This window comes from Microvirga sp. GN3 (assembly GCF_055792825.1).
Genome location: NZ_JBVVAK010000002.1, coordinates 62362 through 85308 on the forward strand (window position 1 = coordinate 62362; position 22947 = coordinate 85308).

Sequence of the window (22947 nt, forward strand, 5' to 3'; positions counted from 1 at the left end):
TGCTGTCTCCTACTGTTCCTTGAGAGCAAAATCATAAATCTGGAGCACTGGATCCAGGAAGTAGGCCAGGATCGTGCGCTTGCCTGTCTCAATCGAGACCTGCGCCGGCATGCCGGGCGTCAACTCGACTTGAGCCTCCTCGATGTCCTTCGGATCAACTCTGACGACACCCTTGTAGTAGGTATGGTTGGTGATCTTATCGTCGAAGCGATCGGCGGATACTTTCTCCAGCGTGCCCGGAATCGCCTTATGGTAACGCTGGCGGTAAGGCAAGAGATGGATACTGGCGCTCTGCCCGGGGTGGACGCGATTGACATCCGTGGGGCTGATTTCGACAGCAAGGACCAGAGGATCGTCCTTGGGCACGATTTCGAGCGCCGTCTGTCCAGGCACCAGCGTCGCCCCCGGTCCGAAGACGGACAGACCATACACATAGCCGCTCTCCGGCGCCACCAGCACGGCTTGGCTCAGCCGCCACTGCGCCGATTGCAGGCGTGGCTCGATTTCGGCCAGGCGGGCGTCATTGTCGGCGCTGTCCCGCGCGATGGTCTCCAGCCGATCCTTGCTCAATTGCTGCATCTGGATCTCGGCCGCGCGGATCTTGTCTTCTTCCGCCGTGATCGAGCCGGAGATCGACGAAAGATCGCCCCTCAGGCCAGCGGCTGATCGCTCCAGGGTCAACACCCTGGGACGAGCGATGAGGCCCTTCTCGACAAGCGGCTGCAGCGAGGTCAGTTCATCCTCGATGCTCTTGAGCTGGACTTGCGACGCGCTGGCCCGTCCGCGCAGGGCGCTGATCTGGCGGCGACTGCCCTCGACCTGCTGCGTCAGGAGGCTGATCTGCCCCAGATAGGCGGCCCGGCGCGCTGCCAGGAGTGCGGCCTCCTGCTGAAACAGCAGCTGAATCTGGGGGTCGCTTTTCTGGTCGTGCAACGACGCAGGAAATGCCAACTCAGCCGCATCCGCGCGCTCGGCCTGAAGGCGCGCCGTCCGCAGCAGGGCTGCGGCGCGACTGCTGCTCAAGACTGTCGCCTCGGCCTTCGCGTCGGCGAGTTCGAGTTGCAGGAGCTTCTGCCCCTTCTCGACCAACTGTCCCTCACGCACGTAGACGACGCCGATCTCGCCCCCGGTCGGATGTTGGATCGCCTTGCGGTTGCCCTCGACCGCCACTTTTCCCGTCGCAATGGCTGCACTCGCCACTGACATGGTTGATGACCAGAGAGCGATTCCCGCCACCAGGGCGAGAGCCGCAACGCCGCCGAACAGCACGGGTCCGGATGCTGAGTCCTTGAGGGGTGAAACCGGGAGCGCGTTGCGCAAAACCTGATCAGTCACGGGCCTGTCCCACCTTCTTAACAATCGTTGGCCGACCGAGCTGCTTGAACACATCCGTCGTGGATCCGAAGCTGACCAGCGTTCCTTCCTTCAGCACGGCGGCATGGTCGAGATGCATCACCAGATTAGGGCGGTGCGTGATCAGGATCACGGTGGCGCCCCGCTCCTTCAGCTCATGCATACAGGCAATCAGCGCCTCTTCGCCGGGGCCGTCGAGATTGGAGTTGGGTTCGTCGAGCACCACGAGGGCCGGATTGCCGATGATGGCGCGGGCAAGGGCAATCAGCTGGCGCTGGCCTCCCGACAGAACAGAGCTGTCGTCCAGGGAAGTCTCATAGCCCTTCGGCAGGCGCAGGATCACATCGTGCACCCGCGCGCGCTTGGCCGCGTCGATGATCTCATCATCGGAGTACATGCCAAAGCGACCGATGTTTTCGGCGACAGTCCCGGGCAGAAGACTGATGCTCTGCGGCAGGTAACCGACGAAGCGCCCGAATTCGTGGTTGCTCCATTGGTCGAGTTCCGCGCCGTCGATGCGGACAGCACCCCCGGTCGGCCGCAGGCTGCCCGTCAAAATCCGGGCCAGCGTCGTCTTGCCCGATCCGTTCAACCCGACGAGACCCAGGCTTTCACCGGCCCGCACCCCGAAGCTGATCCGCTTCAGCACCGCCCGATCCGAACCCGGCGGCACGAACGTGACGTCCTGGCACGTGATGGTGCCGGTTGGACGCGGCAGGTGCAGGGTGGTCAACGGCTCAGGCGACTGCTTGAGGACCGTATCGATCCGCCGCATCGCGTCCTTGACCGGATGATAATCCTCCCAAGCCGAAATCAACTGGTCCACCGGCTTCATGGCGAACCCGAAGACGAAGATCGACGCGAACACGATTCCGAAGGGAATCTCGCCGTTGATGACCTGGATCACGCCGACCGCCATGAGGCCGCCCTGCATGAAAATGCGCGCAGATCCGAGGAAGGAGGAGAACACGATACCCCGACCGCTGGCAATCAGCTGCTCCTGGATCGCCTTGTTGCGCTCGTTGCGCCAGCGGCCAATCACGGCATTCAGCATGCCAAGGCCGACCACGGCCTCAGCCGAGCGGGTGGCGGCTTCGCTGAATTGCTGCGAGGCATTGCCCACCACGTTCGCTTTGATCAAGGCGCGCTTGGTGAGGATGGCATTGGCAACGGTCGCGCCCGCTGAAACCGCAATGCAGATCCCGGCCGTGATCCCGATTGCCGGATCGAGCAGAAAGAGGATGCCGAGGAAGAGAAAACCCCACGGCATGTCCAACGCCGCCATCGCGCCCTTGCCGGTCACAAATTGACGAAAGCTGTCCAGATCACGCAGGAGCTGCGCATTCGCGGGGCCCGTGCCGCTGGCCGATTTCCGGACCACAACCTTGAACACCCGGTCCGCCAGCCGGCGCTCAATCCGGGCGGAGGCCCGAATCAGAAGCGTGCCGCGCACCCACTGGAAAATACCCTTGGCCGCGATGGCGATCGTGAACCCGATTAGGAGCGCGACGAGCGTTTCCCAGCTCTTGGCGTTTATCACCCGATCGTAAACCTGGAACATGAAGATCGGGTAGGCCAACAGAAGAACGTTGACGCAGGATTCGAAGCAAAGCGCGAACAGGAAATGCTGCCGGCACGCTTTGAGCGCCGCGGCAACATCATGATCCTGATAGGAGTGCATGCGATGAGTGCTCATGATGTGATGTTTAAGCAAAACTGATTAAGTGTGCCTTGCCTCAGCCCGTCCCGCGTCCGGTGGCCTTACGCGGCCGACGTTGCGCAGCAGAAGATGATTTTCTCACCATTTGCAAGCTGAGCCGATCAAGCTTTGTCTCAAAGTCATCAGGACGATCCGACGTTCCGCTCGACACGAAATCACCATCGGATGCGTCCCGCAAAACGACCTCACTGCTTTGGCCGGCCATGGCCTGGGCCAGGAGAAGTCCTTCCAGAGTATAGAATTGCGGCATGCCCTCAACCTTCAGCTGATCGTCCGACGACAGAGCCGCAAGGACGATGCGCGCCGGCAGATCGGCCTGCACCGCATCGGCGAGTTGGGCCACCGTTGAGACGTCGTGCCGCGGCATGGCGGGATCGGCTGGGCCCTCCACGAGCAGGGTCGCCGTCTTGCCGTGCAGCGTCGAGAGAACCCGCGCGAGTCCGTCGCCGCGACGAGGCACAACGCCCGCACGACAGAACACCTGTGGCCGCGTGCCCGCCATCGCCTGCTGCGCCACTTGAGCCTCTGTGGTTCGGGTGCTGTAGCAGGACAGTCGGAGAGGCAACCCATAGCTGCTGCTCCAGACCTGCGCCTTGGCCTCGAGGACTGACCACAGGCGTGGATCGAAGAGGCAAAGATGGATGGCAAACGGTCTGTCACGTGACGTGAGTGACAGCGCCAGGACCGTGCGGTGCAGAGCCTCCAAATCCTGCTGGACGAACACAACGATGTCGGCACTGACCTGTTCGGGTTCAGAACCCAGGTCCAGACGCTGCAGGAGGCTAGGCGGCGCGTGACCATTGGCTGTTGCGAGGGGATGAAGGATCGTCGGGAGCGTCGCAGGATCCACCCATGCCAAGGGGGCAAAGTCATGCGCCAATGCCGCATTCCGGGGATCGGCGGCATCGATCTCGCGGATCCAGGCCGCATGTGACTGACCCGCATAACGCCATGACAGTTTCACGCAACCCAGGTCTTCCTGTGGCGCAGATGCTTTAACGATGACCTGCTGCTGCCACGTCCGGCCTTCACCATCCACCTCGCGCGCCACGATGTCGATGGCCAGCGGCTCCTTCGCTCCGAAGACTTCGAGGCGCAGATCCCTTGCGCCGACGATGGCGTCTGTGATGCGCAGGAAAATGGCGACTTCGCGTGACGGCAGGCGGACCGCTCGGATCACGTCAGCCCCGGCGGTTTCCGAGGGCATCGCAATGTTTTGGCGGCACAGGCTCGCGGCCCACGCTCGAAGCTCCGGCGAGGGTTGTTCTACGCCCGCGTGCAAGGCCTCGACCAGGTTGACTCCATTGGCTCCCGTATCGGCCAACGAGAGGGCATGCCGCGGCGAGCGCTCGTTGAGTTGAAGCCGAACCACGGTGTCGGCGAGTTCCAGATACAAGAGCGATCCGACTTCCCCGTCGAGCCACAGAACCAGCCGGCCGTCGCCATGATAGAGCACCTGCCCCGCCACACGCTGCAAACCATGTGCCGTCACGGCGTAGGCACTGATTTGGCCTCCGTCGTGCTCCGCGTGAACATCAAGGATGCTGCCTTCGGGGAAGGCTTTGACGAGGTGGCCCGGCGCCTGCCAGGCACTGATAAAGGCGAGATAGCGCTCCAGGACGGGGGCCGGTCCGTTTGCGTGAGTGAACCGACTGGCCACCAAGCCGAGGGCGCGCCGGGTCTCAGGGTTATCCCAGCGTGCAAGCCGCGCGACGGCCCTGACGACGGCACCCTCCCCCTCTTTGGAGGTCACGTGCAACTTGCATTCGGCGCCGTCACGCAGGTTCACGCTATCGAGCAGCAGAACTTCGAGGTGCTGGCCAGGCCGAAGCAGTTTCTTGCGCTCAAGGACAGAGGCGGCGACCCCAGCCACCCGAACATCAGCGATCGCGGCGTTCTCGAGCTGAGAACACCACGCGAAGGCCGCACTGCCCGACCATGGGATCACAAAAAGCGGAAGAGCTCCCGGCTCTTGCGAGACCGGAAGCTCCCCCTTGTCGTTAGGAATGACAGACATCAGAAGTGGAAGAAGGAACCGTCAATGTCATTCGGATCGTAACCCACCAGCTTGAACTTGGTGCCGTCGCTCTTCACGGTGACGATCGTGTTGCCATTGCCATCGCCCTTGAACGACAGGCTACTGAGCTTGGTCGCCGCCGTGCCGGACAGGTCGATCACGTCCTCGCCGACCTTGAAGTCGGAGATCGTGTCGATGTCGTTCTTCGCACCGTTGTCGATCTCGAAGGTGTCATGACCCGCGCCGCCCAGAAGACGATCGGACCCCAAGCCGCCAAACAGCGTATCGTCGCCGTCGAGGCCAAACAGCGTATCGTTGCCAGAACCACCGAAGAGCTGGTCGTCGCCGACCATGCCGCTCAGGGAGTCATTGCCGTCCTCGCCGTAGAGACGATCGTTGCCGGCATCACCGTAGAGGCGATCGCCGTCCTTGCCGCCATACAGCCGGTCAGCATCATCGCCGCCGTAGAGGGTGTCACGCCCCGCATCGCCCTTCAGCAGGTCGTTGCCCGAGCCACCCTTCAGCAGATCGGCATCATCGCCACCATACAGGGAGTCGTTGCCAGCATCGCCAAAGAGGCTGTCGCGACCATCATCGCCAAAGATCGAGTCACGTCCTTCGCCGCCCGCCGCAACGTCATTGCCGCGACCCGCTTTGATGGAGTTGTTGCCATCATTGCCGGAAATCACGTCGCCCAAGGTACTGCCCGTGACCTTGGCATTGGCCTCGCCCGTCAGCACCACGCCACGGAAGCCCGTGCCGCTGATGTTGATCGAGCTGCTGGTTTCGACCGTATCAAAGCCCTTAGGTGCGCCCTTCAGCTGCGCGAGCTTGTCGCCGCTGCCGAGAATCACGTAGTCGGACGCACTGGTTCCCTTGACGATCGACTTGGACGGGTCACTGAAATCCCGCTCTCGCACCGTGTCGTCGCGAAGATTGCGCGGAATAGCTTTTAGAAAATAACTATACGCATCCGGCGAGACGTTGCCGTCCCACACGCTTCCCATACTTGCCATCAATACCCCCAAAGTGAGCGGTTCTCGCCCGTTCTGGCCGTTTCCCCGAAGAGCACCCTTATATCTCGTAAGGTACCTTCGCTATATTCCGTAAGGTAAACAGAGTCTGTAACAGATTCATCACAAGTCAGATTTATTTTCCTCGGGCGGGTTAATTATTTCTGGTCCGGAGGTTCTATCCCCAGGCACAGATCCCCTTTCGCCCCGGGTCCAGCCGCAGCGCTCACGCCAGCTGAGGTCAATCAGCCGACGGCGAGAGTCAGCTGCCAGGCCATCGGATGTGCGGGTGCCGCGATGATGGCCTGGTCGCCGTCATGAGCGCCCCTGTCAGAGTTCGTGCGACTGAAGTTGCGCCAGCAGCATCCGTCCGTATTTCGTTTTGGACAACTTGGTCGCCACCTCTTCGAAACTCCAGCGGTCGATCCAGCCCTGCCGGTAGGCAATCTCCTCGGGCGAGGCAATCAACTGGCCCTGACGGGACTGCAGCACGCGCACGAATTCTCCAGCCTCGAGGAGCGACTCGTGGGTGCCCGCATCAAGCCACGTGTAACCACGTCCGAGGCGCTCGACATAGAGGTTACCCTGGTTGAGATAGACATTGTTGAGGTCGGTGATTTCCAGCTCGCCACGGAGTGAGGGCTTGATGCTCTTGGCGATCTCGACTGCCTGCTCGTCGTAGAAGTACAGTCCGATTACCGCCCAGTGCGATTGCGGGACCGCTGGCTTCTCCTCGATGGAGGTGGCCCGGCCGTCCTGGTCGAAGGCGACGATGCCATAGCGCTCCGGATCCTCGACGCGGTAACCGAAGACGGTGGCGCCTTCCCGCCGTTGGTCGGCCTGCTGCAGGACCTCCGTCAGGCCATGGCCGTAGATGAGGTTGTCGCCGAGAACCAGGCACGACGGATGGCCGCGCACGAAATCTTCGCCGATGATGAAGGCCTGTGCCAGACCATCCGGGCTCGGCTGCACCGCATATTCGAGGTGAACACCCCACTGGCGGCCGGTGCCCAGAAGCTTCTTGAACGACGCTTGGTCTTCAGGCGTCGTGATGATCAGGATGTCCTTGATCCCCGCCAGCATCAGCGAGGTCAGCGGGTAATAGATCATCGGCTTGTCGTAGATCGCCAACAGCTGCTTCGAGGTCGACAGCGTCAGCGGATGCAGGCGCGTGCCGGAGCCGCCTGCGAGAATAATGCCTTTTCGGTTCATGGTGAGTCCCTGTGATGTCTGCTTTGGATTAGGATGCCGTGTGGTTCTGCGACAGCAGTCCGGTAATGGTCGTGTCGACGGCGGTTTGCCATGGCCGCGCCGTATACCCGAAGGTCCGGCCGAACAGGCTTGAGTCGAGCTCCGAGTTGGCCGGCCGCTGGGCCGGCGTCGGGTATTCCTCTGTGCGGATGGGCACGACAGACGGGGATCGGCCGGTAAAGGGTCTCTGAGCCTCCACGATGCGGGAGGCAAAGCCATGCCACGTGGTCACGCCCGTGCCGGCAAAGTGATAGGTGCCGAACACCGCCCTGCCCTCGCCCAAGGCGTGAGCCGCCGTCAACAGTGCCTGGGCGAGATCGGCCGTGGACGTGGGGCAACCACTTTGATCAGCAACGATACGCAGCTCATCGCGTTCGCCAGCCAGGCGCAGGATGGTTTTCAGGAAGTTCGCGCCATAGACTCCATAAACCCATGATGTCCGCACGATCACATGCTGCGGCAGATGGCAACGGATCGCTTCCTCACCCGCCAACTTGCTGCGGCCATAGACTCCGAGGGGCGCGACAGGATCGCTCTCCCGGTACGCGCCGCTCTTCGAGCCGTCGAAGACGTAATCGGTCGAGACATGGATCAGGGGACGGCCGGCGGCCGCGCAGGTCCTGGCCAGGATCTCCGGCCCCAAGGCGTTGCCCTGAAAGGCCGCCTCCTCTTCGGTCTCCGCGCGATCCACCTTGGTGTAGGCGCTGGCATTGAGAACGAGGCTGGGGCGGATGTCGGCCAAGGCCCTCTCCACCTGTGCCGGATCGGCAATGTCGGCCTGCGCCCGCGTCAGGCCCACCAACGGAATGTCGGTCACGCGCGCAAGCCCGATCAGTTCCTGCCCCAGCTGACCACCGCTGCCGAATACCAGGATCATGCCACTTGCCCCAGCCGCTCGCCGCGGTACACGCCGGAGCGGATGCGCTCCCACCAGGGCCGGTTGTCGAGATACCAGCGCACTGTCTTGGCGAGACCCGTCTCGAAGGTCTCCTGCGGCACCCAGCCGAGGTCCCGGCCAATCTTGGTCGGATCGATGGCATAGCGCTGGTCGTGCCCGGGCCGGTCGCGCACGAAGGTGATCAGGTTCTGACGCGGGCCGATCCGCTCATCCGGCGTGATCTCGTCGAGGATCGTGCAGATCGCCTGCACCACCTCCAGGTTGGTCTTCTCGTTGTGGCCGCCCACATTGTAGCTTTCGCCAACCTCGCCTTCGAGGGCGATCAGGGCGAGCGCCCGGGCGTGGTCCTCCACATAGAGCCAGTCGCGCACATTCGAGCCGTCGCCGTAGACGGGCAGAGGCTTGCCTTCGAGCGCGTTGAGGATGACAAGCGGGATCAGCTTCTCCGGGAAGTGATAGGGCCCATAATTGTTCGAGCAGTTGCTCACCACCGTCGGCAGGCCGAAGGTATGATGCCAGGCCCGCACCAAGTGATCGGAGGCTGCCTTGGAGGCAGAGTACGGCGAGCGCGGATCGTAAGCGGTGGTTTCCGTGAAGTAGCCCTCAGCGCCGAGGGAGCCGAACACCTCGTCGGTGGAGATGTGGTGAAAGCGGAAGGCGTCCTTGTCCGCATCCGACAGGCTCTGCCAATGGGCCAGGGCCGCCTGCAGCAGGGTGTAGGTGCCGACCACATTGGTCTGGATGAACTCGCCCGGGCCGTCGATGGAACGATCGACATGGCTCTCGGCGGCCAGATGCATGACGATGTCAGGGCGGAACGAGGCGAAGACCTCCCGCATCTTGGGCGCATCGAGGATGTCGGCCTGGACGAAGCTGTAGCGGGGATTGTTGGCAACTGGCTGCAGCGAGTCCAGGTTGCCGGCATAGGTCAGCTTGTCGAGGACGAGCACCTGATGCTCGGTCTCATTAATCAGATGACGGGCGACGGCCGATCCGATGAAGCCGGCACCTCCTGTGACGAGGATACGCTTGGAGATTGAGTCGAGAGACATGAGGAATCCTTGGCGTTGGGCTACACCGGCGCCTGAGCCGTCTGGGAGCGGAAGGGCGATATGAAGTCGGCGAAGCCCGGCAGCCTCATGTCCTTATCGGAGAGGATCGCCTCCCCTGGCGCAATCGGCCAGGTGATCCCGATCATCGGATCATTCCAGGCGAGACCCGCGTCACATTCCGGCGCGTAGAAGCCGTCCACCTTGTAGGCGACCTCTGTGTCCGGCTCCAGGGTGCAGTAGCCATGGGCGAAGCCGCGCGGCACGAAGAGCTGCTCGCCGCCCTCAGCGGTGAGTGTCTCGCCAACCCAGTGACCGTAGGTGGGCGAGCCAACGCGCAGGTCGACGGCCACGTCGAAGATACTGCCGCGGAGAACCCGGATCAGTTTGGCCTGAGGCTCCGGTGGGCGCTGAAAGTGCAGACCGCGCAGAGTGCCTCTCTGGGCCGAGAAGGCCTGGTTGTCCTGCACAAACACCGTCCCACCGAGCAGGTCCGAGAAGGCGCGCGTGCTGTAGGTCTCGGTGAACCAGCCCCGTGCGTCGCCGAAGCGCCGCGGGACAAAACAGATCACGTCAGGGATTTCAGTTCTGCTAATCGTTAAATTCGACATCATGAACTCGCTCAATAGGTTTTTGTCATCTCATCAGACCTGAGGCATTGGTGTGCTCAGGGCCCTGATATCTGGGGCGAAACCCCAGGTGTCCGATTGGTGACGGAGGCCGTCGTAAAGGGCCTGGTGGTGTGCAAGATGGCTCTCGTCCGCATCAAGCCGCGTCTGGGCCAGATCGCTGAGGAGTTGAGCGCTTGGCTTGATATTCTGGCGAATAATCTTGGTGATCAGGTCAGCCAGCGCGCCAGGGCTGCGCGCCGGAAACAGCAGGTCCGTGCGGCGGTCGATTTTCTCCGCCATGCCGCCAATGTTGGCGCAAATCAGCGGGCGTCCGGCGATGCGGGCTTCCTGCATCACGACCGGGGAGTTCTCCCACCAGATCGATGGAACGACGATCCAGTCGCAGGCCGCCATCAGTTCAAGAACGTCCTCCCCGCGATAGCCTCCGAGCAGAGAGACAACATCCTTGACCTCCTCCAGAAGAGCTTGGGTCCGCGCATGGAATGGGGTGTCACGGTAATGCCGGTTGTCGCCATGGATCCGGAATGCGACCTGCCGGCGAACATCCTCGGGCAAGAGCGACACCGCCTCGAGCAGAACATCAAATCCCTTGAACGGATTGATCTGGGCGAAGAAGCCGAACACCACCTTGGTTCCGTCGGTTGTCCTATCGGTGGCGCTCAGCCCTTGGGCTGCCGCCCGCCGGGCCCCAGCCGCAATCGACTGATCGAGCAGATTTTCGATCACGGCGATTCGGTCCTGCGCGATTCCCCAGGCGACATAGCGTTCCTTCAGAAACTCACTCGGCGCAATAAACTGGTCAACGGACCCCAGAAGTGATTTCAGAATGGTGGTGCGGACGAAGAATTTCCCCGCGCTGACGGACGGGAAACACAGGCCGCACTCGCCGGGGGACGCCATATGGCACAGTCGGCCGTCCGTCTTCACCATCTGGCCGAATTGAGCGCAGATCGCGGCAAACTCATGCAGAGTGAAGACACCCCGGACACCGGCCTGCCGGAACAGTTCGAAGACCTCGATACCCCAAAAGATGAAGTGGTGAATATGAACAATGTCAGGCCGCACGGACTGGATGAGGTCGCTCACGATCCGCTTGAGCACATCATAGCCGAGGCTCTGAAACGTGAACCCATCGACCGGTGGCGTGGCCACCAGGATTTCGTCAGGCCGGCCTCGGAAGCTCCCGAACAAGGCATCATGTCCGATGGTCTGAGGGCTGGCATAGGCCGCAAAGACGGCTTTGGTGACCTCGGGGCTCTGCTTGAGACGCTGGAACAGCGAATACGCTGCCCGTTCGCCGCCGCCGGGACTCAGATCAGGATGACCGTGAGCGAGAACGAGAATGCGCATACGCCGACCTCACTCCGCTCGCGCCGGTGCGGGCGGAAGAGGCGCCGCCTGCAGGGTATGACGCTTGCGCACGCTGATCGGCCGGCGCCCAGTGGTGGACCGTGCCGGCGCATCGGAACGGCCCAGCGCCCCTTCGGACAGGTGAGCGTCCCACCGGGCGTTGAACGTGAGGCAGTTCAGATAGGTGATCGTCTCCCGCAGATGATTATCCCCCATCGTTCGAATGGATTGCCGTTCGAGATGGTAGAGACCCGGCGCAACATGGACCCAGACCTCGGCCCCGATCTGTTGGGCTCTCAGGCACAGATCAGCATCCTCGAAGTCCCCGCGCTCGTAAGCGACGTCAAACCCTCCGAGCGTCTGATAGAGAGCGGATGAGAGCGCCATCAGCGCCCCCGTCACGGCCGGAACGCGGCGCACCGCTTCTTCCTGGTACAGAGCCGATGGCATGCCCTTCAGGGGATGCTCGGCCAGTCTCATGTCGCCGACGAGCGGCGAGCGCGGAAATTCCATGCCGATGTGTTGAAGGGTATCGTCCTCAAACCGAAGCGAGAACCCGATGATCGCTTCGGGTTCCCGCGCCTGGCGCCTGGCCCGAATGATTGCCGCCGCCTGCTCCAGAGCCGCGGCGTCCAGGATCAGGATGTCGGAGTTCATGAGGAAGACGACGTCGCCCCGTGCCGCCATGAACCCCAGGTTGTTGGCCCGGGCATAGCCATAATTGGCCTCGCACTCGAGAAGAATTGTCGGAACCGTGATTGACGATCGGCGTGCACTCAAGTGACCGTACACGGTTGGCCAGATCCACGGATCATCCACCACGAGGATCAACTCGAATCCGGGCCCCAGAACCCGCTGCAGATGGGACACGCAGTTGAGAAAGAACGCGTCGCCGTAAAATGGAATGATGATGGACGCCAGAGGCGCGGCCTCATCAATGGGCGGTCCAAAGGTGAAGCGGCGCGCGCGCGCGCTTGTCTTGGGCCGGGCGAGGATCGGCCGATAGATTTGCTGAACCAGTGCCTTCGGCAACGACTGAATCGGCCCGAAGGCGTCGTTGACCAACCGCAGCGCCTGCTGCTCGCGTCCCGACGCTGTGACTGCCACGGGACCATAAAAAACGGTCTCCGCACCTGAGGGATCGACCTCCACAAAGTAAATCGCACTGATGCGTTGCCCGTCCGGAGCACTGAGGACCGCCGTAAAGTCAAGGCCATTGGGGGATCGGGTACCACCTTCGACCGTCGTGTCGGGTGCTCCCTCGTCGGCATTCCGTGTGTGGAAGGCGATCAGAGGCGGTGGCACCCAGGCGCGGAGATCCGCGCTGACGATGTGAATGTCACGGCGGGCAAACTCCCCAATCCGCCCGGTTAGAACCAGACCCGTATTGGCGAAGATCGCGCCCTTGATCTGAACTTGATCGAGTTGTTCAGGGGCCTCGATTTTAATTGACGCGTTCAGGGCAGCGGCCACTGCTGGTGCCCCGGAACCCTGAACCGCCCTACAGAGGGCCGCCTTGAACTCAGGATCCGCCAAACTGGCAACAGTGAGGGCGCTCACGGCCAGTGATCGCTGGCCTATGCCGGCCCCATCTGCCTCCACAGTGGCGGTAACAGGATTGTCTTGGCTGAATTGGAGACGCGCCTCGTCCGCAAACGCCACCAGATAGGCTGCTTCCCGCTGTTGCGCTCGGCGCACCATGATCGCCCGGCGACGGGTAGGATAACTCGGTTCTGAGGCTGAGGTCGCAGACGGAATTTCAAACCATCTGCGGCGGTCAGCCGAGAGGATGATCCCATTCTGCTCAAGACGGCAGCACCACGTCGAATCGTCGGACAATGACGCTGCAACGCGGATCCGTGCAAGGAGAATGCTGGCAAATTCAACCAGTCCGTCGATCTGAGCGTGCATGGGGTGTCAGGCAAGTTGATGGCGCTCATCGCGCTGACCGAGGGCTAATCTGGCGCCCCTTTCGAAGGCGCCACCAGTCCCGTCGAGCTCCCGGTTAGCCTTGCAGCTTTCCTTAAGCAGCCGAGCAGGCTTGGCGGCTCCAGGCACAGAGGCACTACCAGGCCGCTCTGAAGAGGCGCATGGGAGGCAGCCTTGCGTGAGCAGGCAGGATTCATTGCCGAAACGGCGAAGGATCAAGGAAAACCGCGCCAGCACGAACGGCCGGCCGCACCATCAGGTTCGACATCAGGAATGCCCCACTAAGTTCACTTCTCAGGCGAGTGATTCGTCTATTTATGCGTTTAACACTACTTCGATATGAAGCAAATAAATTACGGCACACACCGTTGAGCACGTAAAGTTTTTACCAAGTGAAGTAGGCGTTTTGACAGATAAGCTTAGCATTGCCTTGCCTCTTATACCTGTGCCGAGCTGAGATAGCGACACCCGGCGGCACGGCCCCTAGCTGCTGAAAAGGCCATTTGTCTTAAACAAACTTGACGTCTCCCAGAGGCTTCAAGAACGCGTGGTACTAAAGGTCTCGGAGAACCCGCCCCTGTCAGCGCCAAAGCCTTGAGGTGTCATAAGCACAACGCCAAGGATAAAGGTTGATTTTGTGGTCGAAGTCACTGTTGAACTCCGAAGTTTCGATGCATTTGCACGAGAGTTATCAAGGTGTGTTGCAGTGAACTCATTTTAAGCGACCACTCGCCGCCGAACTCGCACCCGCGGAGTTGGGGCAGCATCTGCTGTAAGACCTATAGCCTCTGCGATTTCGTGCGGCTGCCGATAATCCATGAAGGCAATCGGTGTACAAGAGCTATCATCCAATGCCTTATTTGCTTTGAGGTTAGCCAGCGTCTCCAGCACTGTCTCTGGACTTATTGGGAAACTAAAGATCGCTCCGAATCCTGTCGCTCGGACGCGTTCTGCTGGCGCGCCGATATCTGGCACCACAGGATAAAGGCCTAACCCTACAGCTTCACTCAACGTATAGGAGAAAGTCTCAGGCCAGTTGTGTAGAAACAATGCAATCCGGCCGCCAGTAGCCTCGATTAACGAGTCTAACTCCTTTGGCTTGTACGGCCCAGTTATAGTAACGTTTCCGATAGCTTCCAACGCTTCATCAATATCGGTATAACCGACAACATGGAAGCGCATCTCGGGATGGCTGAGCCACGCCTGTTGCGCCAGCTTTAGGAGCTGACCAGAGCCCTTGTGGGGACCAATCGCGCCCAATATTATAATGTCGTCGTAACTGCCATTTCTTCCGGAGCGGATTGCTTGGGGCAGCACTTGGCCAATGTCCAGGTGTGGCACAGCCTTGACGTGCAGCCCTGGAAATACGTGGTTTATATAGGATACAGTATCTGAAGAAGGTGCGATAACCTTGTCTGCAGCAGCTAAAAACTTGGTCATGAGAGCTCGATGCTCAGCAGGATGCAATTCACCTGTTTGAGACGCTTCATGGACTCCGCCAAGCTTGACGCATCGGCTGCACCGATCATCACTACCGACGCGGCAAAACTGCCCCACAGCATCAATCATAGTCACGCGTGGGCATATTGCATAGAAGTCGTGCAAATAGACGATCGACCGGCGGGTGCGAATGTAGTCTTTGAGGATGTTAATCGTTGAAGCTGAGAAACCTAGCACCTGATGCACAATGACTAGATCAACTTGCGCTGCGTCGAGAAGCTCTAACAGTGCGTCAGCCTCATTGTGCAAAAAGAAGGCGCGCAGCATAAGGTTCTTACATTCCAACGTCATACCGGACGCGTCAGCGGAGAGGCGGAGGACAGCTTTTGTGCCGTACCCGATAGCCGTCTCAAGGTCATCAAGAGCCTTCTTTGTCCCCCCTCCGAGAGAATTCGCGACTACAAGCGCAAAGGCTTGCTGGCCGCCATTAGCGTTGCTGAATCGCCTAAGGCGCACGCTATCAAGCGCCCATCGAGCACGCCGCAGATCATCACGCTTCTGGAATTCAATTATGGTGCCGGTATACTCGGGATACATTCGCTCGAGGACCGGAAGATTAGCTTTGAGTTGCGCAATCCGTACGTCATCTCCAAAAGAAACGCTCTCGCGGTGCTCTACGAGGACTCCTGCTGCAGCCACATGCCGAAAGCCTAAATCTTCAGCCTTTAAACAGAAAGCATTTTCTTCGCCGTATCCGCGACCGAACTGCTCATCAAGACCAGGCACACAATCAAGCACCTTGCGCTTGACCAACATACAAAAGCCATGTCCTGTCGGCACCTCGAACGCACGACCTGCATTCTGCTGTAGTGCGGCATCGGCTAACTCGTCCCAACTGATATCAGCTAGTTCAGAACTGGCTAGTAATGAATGAGGATATGAGAAAATAGTGGCGTTGTTCGACATCGCGGTGACTGTACCGATGTCGTTGCTGGAGTGCGCTACATTGTATAGCTCATCTAACCCTCCAGCAAACACGCGTGTGTCTGAGTTCAACAAAACTACGTCACCCGCCAAACAGAAGTTCAGCGCCCGATTCACTGACTTCACGAATCCTAAATTTTCTGGATTGTTAAGCAGGTATAGATTTTTGGCGCCCACATACTCAAGTAGCATCGGCTCCATGTCTGCCTCAGGGGAGCGGTCATTCACAAGAACCACTACGTCCTGTTCGGGATCCCTATGGGTCAGAACACTTTCAATGCAGGCCCGTGTTACTTCAACACCTTTATAGATCGGGATAATGATGTTCAGACGAAGCTTAGATACAGGCACGAAACCCTCTTCGTTCGCTGCGTCATCTTTGAAAGGAAGCCAGATGTAGTCGCTGCCAGAACGGAGCCCCAAGTTGTAATGAACAAGGGCAGCCTGTAATGCGGCACGCTGGGTCAAGTCCAAGTCGACGTCTGCGGAGTGGATCAAGCGCGCAACACGTCGGGTTCCTGAGATAAACGCAGCGCGGCGCCCCACGACAAACGGACCTCCGAAAAGCTCCCGCTTTGTGCCAGCCAGTCGGATAGATAATGTGGAAGTTTCAGTTACCTTGTTGTCAGTCTCCAAAAGCGGAATATCGAAGCCTACCTCCCAAGCACTCGGGAAGTGCTCGCGCAAGTCCTGTCGTGGAACGTTGCAGGTTCCACTTCCTATCACTCGACCATCACGGAGCACTTCGATTTCGAAACGCTTGCTGGGCAAATCCGGCGACATTAACCACCCGACACACCGATCTGGCCATATTCCGTCTAGGTATCCGTTCGTACTTAAAGCACAGTGCGCAGCAGCGAACTCTCTTCCGTCTATGGAAGCATGTAACGCAAGCTCCGGCGTACCGTAACAATCATTGGGTAGAGAAAAACCAAACCGCGCCGGCCTAAAGTGTTTATCCGCTGATTCTACATCATATGCCGCCGGCTCCTCATGGACGACTCGGCCACTCTGGTCGACTACGCGAATTATAGGAAGATCGGACGATGGTTGACGCTCCGTTACCCATCCGGAGACAAAGCCATTCTCAATAGCTATCCGCCCGTCATACTCTCCAGGCCCGACATAAATAGGCGATCCTGGGAGTTCAAACCCATCAGCAAAGACACGAAGAGGAGAATTTGAGGCCGCACCGTCAATCAAGATTCGAAATGCGAAGTTGGTGCGGCCAAAACCTAGTTTAGCCAAGTCCGGCCGAACCTTCGAAGCGCGACTAGAAGCAACTATATTACCCGATTCATCGATCACTTCGATCATACAGTTTCTAGTCGCAAGGGAAGATAAGGCCCACCCAACTAGGTAAGAACCTTCAAATCCATCTACGATGCCGTAGATGGATTGATGAGCCGCCGTTGCTGTCATACTCAGAATCCTACCGGTCAGACTTTCGCCCGATTGTTATTGAGTGAAATCAATGACCACTGGTCAGACGGCCTGCGCCCTTCCTGAAAACCCCTAGTCATGAAATGGTGGCGACCCGAATAAATGCGTCCCGCAGCAACTGCTTCTGCTACATCTGGGTATTCATTAAGATACCATTGCTCATCAACAGATACAGCGCGAGGCAAACGATCCTCGTAATAGCCAGAAATCCTGTAATGGTCGCGAGCAGAACTCACTTTGCCCGAGGAGATGGCAGCGGCAACATCTGGATACTGTGAGCAATACCAGCTCTCATCAACGTGTATCAGCTCGATCAAGGGCGCCAGCAGGGCGCGCAAGCGCTCCTCAGAGATCTCGATAACCCGATCGGTCGCAGGCTGATTTAGACCTGCAAGATATGCAAACGGAAACATTCGCCCCTCATCAAAATTACTGGCTTTTGCCAGCGGTTTATTCAACTAGGTACCGATAAACGCAAAGTCTTGCTTGGCACAATAGTCACTACTTGTCGCAAATTGCGCTTGCTATACAAGTGGAAGGCGTAGTGTTTCAATAGCGCGATACATACCACACGCTACGCAGCCACGTTGCACAGCTTTTTTGACATTTGAACGGGCCGACCACGCGCTCGGTCAGCGATCCAGTAATAATCGACCCAACCAAAGACAGGATCCTAGACGTCGCCACAAGGCCGTACTCGGGCATTACAATATTTATTCAGCATCCATTTCCTTCAGCCCCTCAGCAGTCGCGCTCTAATGCTTACTCCCAAAGTATAACAAAGGTCGTATCAAAACTATACAAATTTGCCCCCACGACGCCAAAATGTTCATGGCTTCTTGATATAAATGCAGAGTGTGTCTGCGTAGACACACTTACGTTCGTCCTGACTGTATCATGTAACTCTGGCCAGCGTGGAAGCTCTGCAATTTCTGAGAGCGATCCCAAGCGGCAGACGAGGAGCGCGACAGAAGCGGCTGTGGCCTTTTGGAACATGGCCCAACTCGAGCTCAGATGTTCAGGCTCCTGTTTTCAACGACGCGAGCACACAGCTCATATACGAATGCTGGCACGCAGGCTCGCAAAACCCTGAAATCAAATCCGTCCTTCTGAGTCAGGCTCTAAATGGACTCTAATGTACCATAATATAAATTTAGGTGAACTCGTTTAACATCTCAGATTGCGTGCGTTCTATATAAAAGCGGACACTTAGCCAATCTGCTGGCGACAGGTATGTCATTGACTTATGATCTTTTCCTTGGCCATCGAGTTGCATTTTGTTCTTAATTTCCTTGAAGGTGCTTACGTTCAAGCTGGGCGGCCTAACCAAAAATCGCTGATTCGTCTGAAAGATCACGTATTTCGCTTTCTCTTGTGAGATTATCTCCTTATCTATTGCTCCGCCTGTATAGACGAATACCGTTCTTTGAAAAACGTCCATCAAGAATTTACACATATAGGTTGCAGAACTGCCGCCGAGAATCAAAGCTGCATCCTTTATGGGCGCTGACAAATTGTGAAATATCTTGATATTCCCGTGGTTCACTACACCGTTATCGTAGATTAATTTGGCTTGTGAGTGCCAATTTTTGTTGAGCCTTCTAACGGGACGCCACGGCTTCAGTTTATCCGCAAGATCTCCGCCTTGCCGACACACGATGTACTCGTAAGGAATGTTGAGGGATGAAGGGCCGATGCCCAGATTTTCGAGTACTTTCTCAGAAGCAAGACGAGCTCCGTAGTCAGTCCAGTGCGTTTCAGCCTTGTCGTAGGATAGCTCTCTTTGTTCTGAAAGATCTTCAAGCGGCCAGACAAAATTCGGTTGGACCGAAAAGGAGTCAACTATTTGATCTATCGCTCTATTCGGCGCTTTCCTAAAAGGGTAATACTCGGGAAATATCTCTTCTTTGGATGGGGCAATAACGAATGAATGAAAAAAACCATATGATTGAGATAGATTTGTAATCTCGTTGAAATAACTGCCCCATTGGTTCAGCCAATGCTGTCCTAAGAAATAATTTCCGATATATTGGCTCACGCTGCGGTTTGAATCTCCTCCAAGAAATAGCCATTGGTTCTTGCCAATGATTACATTCGGGGTAGTGATAGAAAATGAACCCAGCCATGTCTGCATACCATTGGATTGGAAGCCAATTTTGACTTCTCCCTCCTCTAGTGGAGCGTCAAACTCAAACCCGCAACGAAGTTGTCCATTGTTGCCAGATCCAAGTAGCCTACCAATCACATCTGATCGATGTACATTGACCAGGGCCTGAACATTCCTGCCACTGTTATATCGTAGCATAACATGCTCTATTGCATCCGCCGTACGCGCCAATACCCAGCCGCGAATTTTAAGGGAGCCCGAACTCGCCTCCACCTCGTGCTCTGGAGTGGGCGTCTCAAGGTTCCAACAATGCACAATCCCCTGCGGGTCGCTAGTCTCGCTCGGATGTACTTGGATCGTGAATGTCATGATGGTCTTCTAACTATCCGGCTCAATAGAGGTGTTGTTTTGAACCAAAACACAATCAGGCTCAAGTAGGTCAATTGTGCCGTTCTTGTTTCCGAAGTTTCTACCGTTCAAGGCGTGTGGACATTCATTTGAGGGCCATGAAGCTGACGGCGAGATGGATCATGGCTGAGAAGCTCTGATCGGTCTTGTCGTAGCGGGTGATGCCGCGGCGGAACTGCTTCATGCTGTAAAAGAAGTTTTCGATGAGGTGACGCCAGCGATACATCGCAAAGTCACATGCAATCTGCTGCGCACGATTGGCTTTGGGTGGGATGACGGCGGTGGCGCCGCGGGCATCAAGCTCCCGGCACAGCGCATCATCGTCGAAGCCCTTGACGGCGATCAGAGCCCCGATCTCGATGCCTTCCAACAGGAGCTCAGCCCAGACCCTGTCATGCCGCTGGCCTGGAAGCAGTTGGAAGCGCACCAGATTGCCAAGTCCATCCGCCAGGGCGATGATCTTGGTGGTCAGGCCGCCGCGCGAGCGTCCAATCGCCTGACCAAAAGTCCCCCTGTGGCGCCCGTGCCATGCTAATGGACGCGGATGATCGTGCCGTCGATGAGCGCGTACTCGCAATCAGGATCGCCTGAGAGAGCGTGGAAGAAGTGCTCGAACATATTGGTCTGAGCCCACCGGCGGAAGCGGCGAAACACGCTATTCCAGTTCCCGAACATCTCGGGAAGGTCCCGCCAGGGCCCTCCGGGGCGTACCATCCACAGGACCGCCTCAAGGAAGAGCCGATTATCCGCTCCCGAGCGGCCGGGATCACCGACCTTGCCGGGCTGCAACGGCGCGACGCGGGCCCACTGTTCATCCTTCAGGACCAAACGATTCAAGGCTGACCTCCAGTTTAGCAGTCTTGAATCAAATTTCAGCCAAACCAGGAATCCCTCAGGTCATCTGAATGTCCACACGCGTTAGTTCACTTAATGTCGGAAGATTGCAGCTGAACGAGAGCAGCAAGGCAGACGTTGCCGACCGATTCTCCGTCATCGCTGTTGACGCGTACCATATCGATGATACGTAGCGGTGAACTCCCGAGAATAACCGCAAATGTATGCCGAACTTAAAACCCAGCTGGATTTAGCCCGGCAGGCCCGAAGCCGTGGGGATCGAGCTGCGTCCCTTGAATACTTCCGGGCTGCTCTGACTGCCGATCCAGATCAAGTCTCCCCCAAAGTGGAGATGGCGCTGGAACTGCGCGAACTCGGGCGGCTTGATGAGGCGGAAGCCGTGCTGCAGGAAGTTCTCACACAGGCTCCGCAGCACTTCAGCGCACAGGTTGGCCTGGGTCACGTGGCCCGCAAGCGCGGGGATCGCACCAGTGCCCTCACCCACTTCCAAGCTGCCGCCGCCGCGGATCCTAACCATCTGCCGGTGAAGCTGGAGATCGCAACTGAGCTCAGAGATCGTGGTCTTTATGAGGAGGCCAAGAGAGTCATCGACGCGGCAATTCAGCTTGAACCGGGTAACGTCCACGCCAGGATGCAACGAGGTTATATGGAGCGTCATGTCGGTGATCGAGAGTCCGCGCGCGCTGAATTCCGCCGTATCTCAGAGACTGACCCTGATTGTTTGCAGGCCTTCGTTGAGCTCGCAATCGAAGAACGGGCGCTTGGCAAGCCTGACACAGCCGAGGAGATTTTGGAGCAAGTCCTCAAGACAGAGCCGGATCATCCGTCGGCACTAATGCAACTCGCTGAATCTGCGCGTCTCGCGGGAGACTCGGAGCAGTGTCTCTCAATCTATCAGCGTGCAGTCCAGCTGCATCCCAAAAACATGTGGCTCTACATCCAAACGAGTCAAGCTCTTAACGACTGCGGAGAACGCGTCGCTGCCTTTGAGCTCCTCGACACAGGAACCGCCCTTTTTGGCGAGCGATGGGAAATCGTTCGCAAACGAGTTGAGTTGCTAAAACAGGCTGGGCACCTGAATGCAGCTCGGAAGTTGGCTGAAGATGCTTTGAGAAAGGATCCACACAGTTTTTGGGCATGGTCGCATTGTATTCAGTACGATCTTCATTGCGGTGATCTTGAAGCAGCTACAGCAAAACTGCAGGCGTTTTCATCTGAGATCGCCTCGGAACGTGCCCGGATCAATGTGTTCCATGGCCAGCTCGCCGAGGCCCAATACAAGTTTGACGAGGCGAGAGAGCACTATCATACGGCAGTCATGCTGAACCCGCGGGATGGTTGGGCTCACGCGGAGATGTTTCGAGTTTGCATGTTGCTCCTCAGAATCGACGATGCTCGCAGCCACCTTGAGGCATGGACCCGCCTAAATACACCTGCACTCATCGCCCAGGGCAAGTCTACGAATAGTTCCCAGAGCCACATGGGCCAATTGTATGGTGAGTTCGCTCTCGATAAAACTCTCACGGATCAACTCGCCAACATTAGGATGCTACTCCCCAAAGATCGAGTCGCGCCCCTACAAGCGCTGCTGCGCTTGAATGCGGATCATACTGCCTCCGCTATACAGTTGATCGTTGCGATGCGCCAAGCTCAACTCTTCAACCACTTTCAGGCTGAGAGCAATCAGGAAGGCTATGCCCCCATTCCAAAGGTAATCGTTCAATATTGGGACGATGCTACTCCGCCTGAGGACGTTACATGTCTGATGGAGTCCTGGCGTTTGACCAACGAGGACTATCGCTATCGGCTATTTGATGACACTGCGGCCCGAGAGTTCCTCACGCAAACCTATGCGCCACATGTCCTGAGAGCCTATCGGAGAGCGGAAAACCCAGCTGAAAAGGCAGATCTGTTTCGCCTTGCTTATCTCTATGCCCATGGCGGTGTCTACGTTGATGCAGATGACCGTTGCCTTGCACCCATCAGTTCGGTTCTCCCGTCTCACGCCGCTCTGGCTGTCTATCAAGAGGATTACGCTCTCGGCGGGTTGGCCGTTGGCACTCTGGGCAACAACTTTTTAGCGGCTGCTCCCAACAACACCGTAATCGGGCGTGCCCTTGAGCTAGCAAGCAATGCCTTGAACCGAGGGGATAATGATGTTGTGTGGTTGAAAACAGGTCCCGCTCTGATTACGCGTGCCTTCGCCGAAATCGCTTCCAAGACGCCCCTCACGTTATCGGCTTGGCTCAAAGACATAGCTGTCTTGGAGAGGCGCCAACTCTCGCATTTTGCTGCGATCCACTGCTTTACGACTTATAAAAGGACGAACCGACATTGGTCCAATACTGTTAATCGCACCCGATTTATGCCATCGCGCGGCTAACGTTACGCTCGACGGACTCTCCAACGCGCGATCGCGGCGCCCTCGGAGACCGCCCAGGCGAGGGCAGCCAAGGCGTCTGCTGACGGTTTGAGTTTACGTCGAAGACCCCGCACCG

Annotated in this window: 14 protein-coding genes and 1 pseudogene; 1 reads left to right on the forward strand and 14 read right to left on the reverse strand. The window is 58.0% G+C overall.

All coding sequences use genetic code 11. The annotated features are described in order from the left end of the window. Positions 1 to 9: 9 nt before the first annotated feature. The 14 genes and pseudogenes from ACS5Q1_RS01325 to ACS5Q1_RS01390 form a co-directional block, all read right to left on the reverse strand. Complete coding sequence (locus tag ACS5Q1_RS01325) at positions 10 to 1335, reverse strand: HlyD family type I secretion periplasmic adaptor subunit (RefSeq protein WP_473096502.1); 1326 nt, start codon at positions 1333 to 1335, stop codon at positions 10 to 12. Beyond that, complete coding sequence (locus ACS5Q1_RS01330; protein WP_473096503.1) at positions 1328 to 3049, reverse strand: type I secretion system permease/ATPase; 1722 nt, start codon at positions 3047 to 3049, stop codon at positions 1328 to 1330. Before ACS5Q1_RS01330 ends, ACS5Q1_RS01325 begins: the two co-directional genes overlap by 8 nt. Positions 3050 to 3089: 40 nt before the next feature. Next, positions 3090 to 5090, reverse strand: a complete 2001-nt coding sequence (locus ACS5Q1_RS01335) for a hypothetical protein (RefSeq protein WP_473096504.1) — start codon at positions 5088 to 5090, stop codon at positions 3090 to 3092. Beyond that, positions 5090 to 6097, reverse strand: a complete 1008-nt coding sequence (locus ACS5Q1_RS01340) for a calcium-binding protein (protein WP_473096505.1) — start codon at positions 6095 to 6097, stop codon at positions 5090 to 5092. Before ACS5Q1_RS01340 ends, ACS5Q1_RS01335 begins: the two co-directional genes overlap by 1 nt. A 336-nt stretch (positions 6098 to 6433) precedes the next feature. Further along, positions 6434 to 7315: a glucose-1-phosphate thymidylyltransferase RfbA gene (gene rfbA, locus ACS5Q1_RS01345; protein WP_473096506.1), complete on the reverse strand. Its 882-nt coding sequence runs from the start codon at positions 7313 to 7315 to the stop codon at positions 6434 to 6436. A gap of 28 nt (positions 7316 to 7343) precedes the next feature. After that, positions 7344 to 8231, reverse strand: coding sequence for a dTDP-4-dehydrorhamnose reductase (gene rfbD / locus ACS5Q1_RS01350; protein ID WP_473096507.1), 888 nt, complete (start codon positions 8229 to 8231; stop codon positions 7344 to 7346). Then, positions 8228 to 9304, reverse strand: a complete 1077-nt coding sequence (rfbB, locus tag ACS5Q1_RS01355) for a dTDP-glucose 4,6-dehydratase (RefSeq protein ID WP_473096508.1) — start codon at positions 9302 to 9304, stop codon at positions 8228 to 8230. The genes rfbD and rfbB overlap by 4 nt, the downstream gene beginning before the upstream one ends. Before the next feature lie 20 nt (positions 9305 to 9324). Beyond that, complete coding sequence (rfbC, locus tag ACS5Q1_RS01360) at positions 9325 to 9915, reverse strand: dTDP-4-dehydrorhamnose 3,5-epimerase (protein ID WP_473096509.1); 591 nt, start codon at positions 9913 to 9915, stop codon at positions 9325 to 9327. A gap of 30 nt (positions 9916 to 9945) precedes the next feature. Next, entirely contained in the window at positions 9946 to 11283 is a 1338-nt protein-coding gene (locus tag ACS5Q1_RS01365; RefSeq protein ID WP_473096510.1) for a glycosyltransferase, read from the reverse strand. Positions 11284 to 11292: 9 nt separating this feature from the next. Next, positions 11293 to 13194, reverse strand: a complete 1902-nt coding sequence (locus ACS5Q1_RS01370) for a glycosyltransferase family 2 protein (RefSeq protein WP_473096511.1) — start codon at positions 13192 to 13194, stop codon at positions 11293 to 11295. A 735-nt stretch (positions 13195 to 13929) separates the two neighbouring features. Beyond that, complete coding sequence (locus ACS5Q1_RS01375) at positions 13930 to 17058, reverse strand: glycosyltransferase (RefSeq protein ID WP_473096512.1); 3129 nt, start codon at positions 17056 to 17058, stop codon at positions 13930 to 13932. 17 nt (positions 17059 to 17075) lie between these two features. Beyond that, positions 17076 to 17537: a hypothetical protein gene (locus ACS5Q1_RS01380; RefSeq protein ID WP_473096513.1), complete on the reverse strand. Its 462-nt coding sequence runs from the start codon at positions 17535 to 17537 to the stop codon at positions 17076 to 17078. 695 nt (positions 17538 to 18232) lie between these two features. Next, the gene (locus tag ACS5Q1_RS01385; RefSeq protein ID WP_473096514.1) at positions 18233 to 19555 is read right to left on the reverse strand and encodes an alginate O-acetyltransferase AlgX-related protein; all 1323 of its coding nucleotides are present in this window, start codon (positions 19553 to 19555) and stop codon (positions 18233 to 18235) included. Between the two features lie 124 nt (positions 19556 to 19679). Further along, a pseudogene (locus ACS5Q1_RS01390) lies at positions 19680 to 20431 on the reverse strand (IS5 family transposase). Between the two features lie 217 nt (positions 20432 to 20648). Between ACS5Q1_RS01390 and ACS5Q1_RS01395 the strand changes: the two are divergent. Continuing rightward, positions 20649 to 22832 carry a tetratricopeptide repeat protein gene (locus ACS5Q1_RS01395; protein ID WP_473096515.1) on the forward strand — a complete coding sequence of 728 codons (2184 nt, stop codon included), beginning with the start codon at positions 20649 to 20651 and terminating at the stop codon, positions 22830 to 22832. Positions 22833 to 22947: the final 115 nt, after the last annotated feature.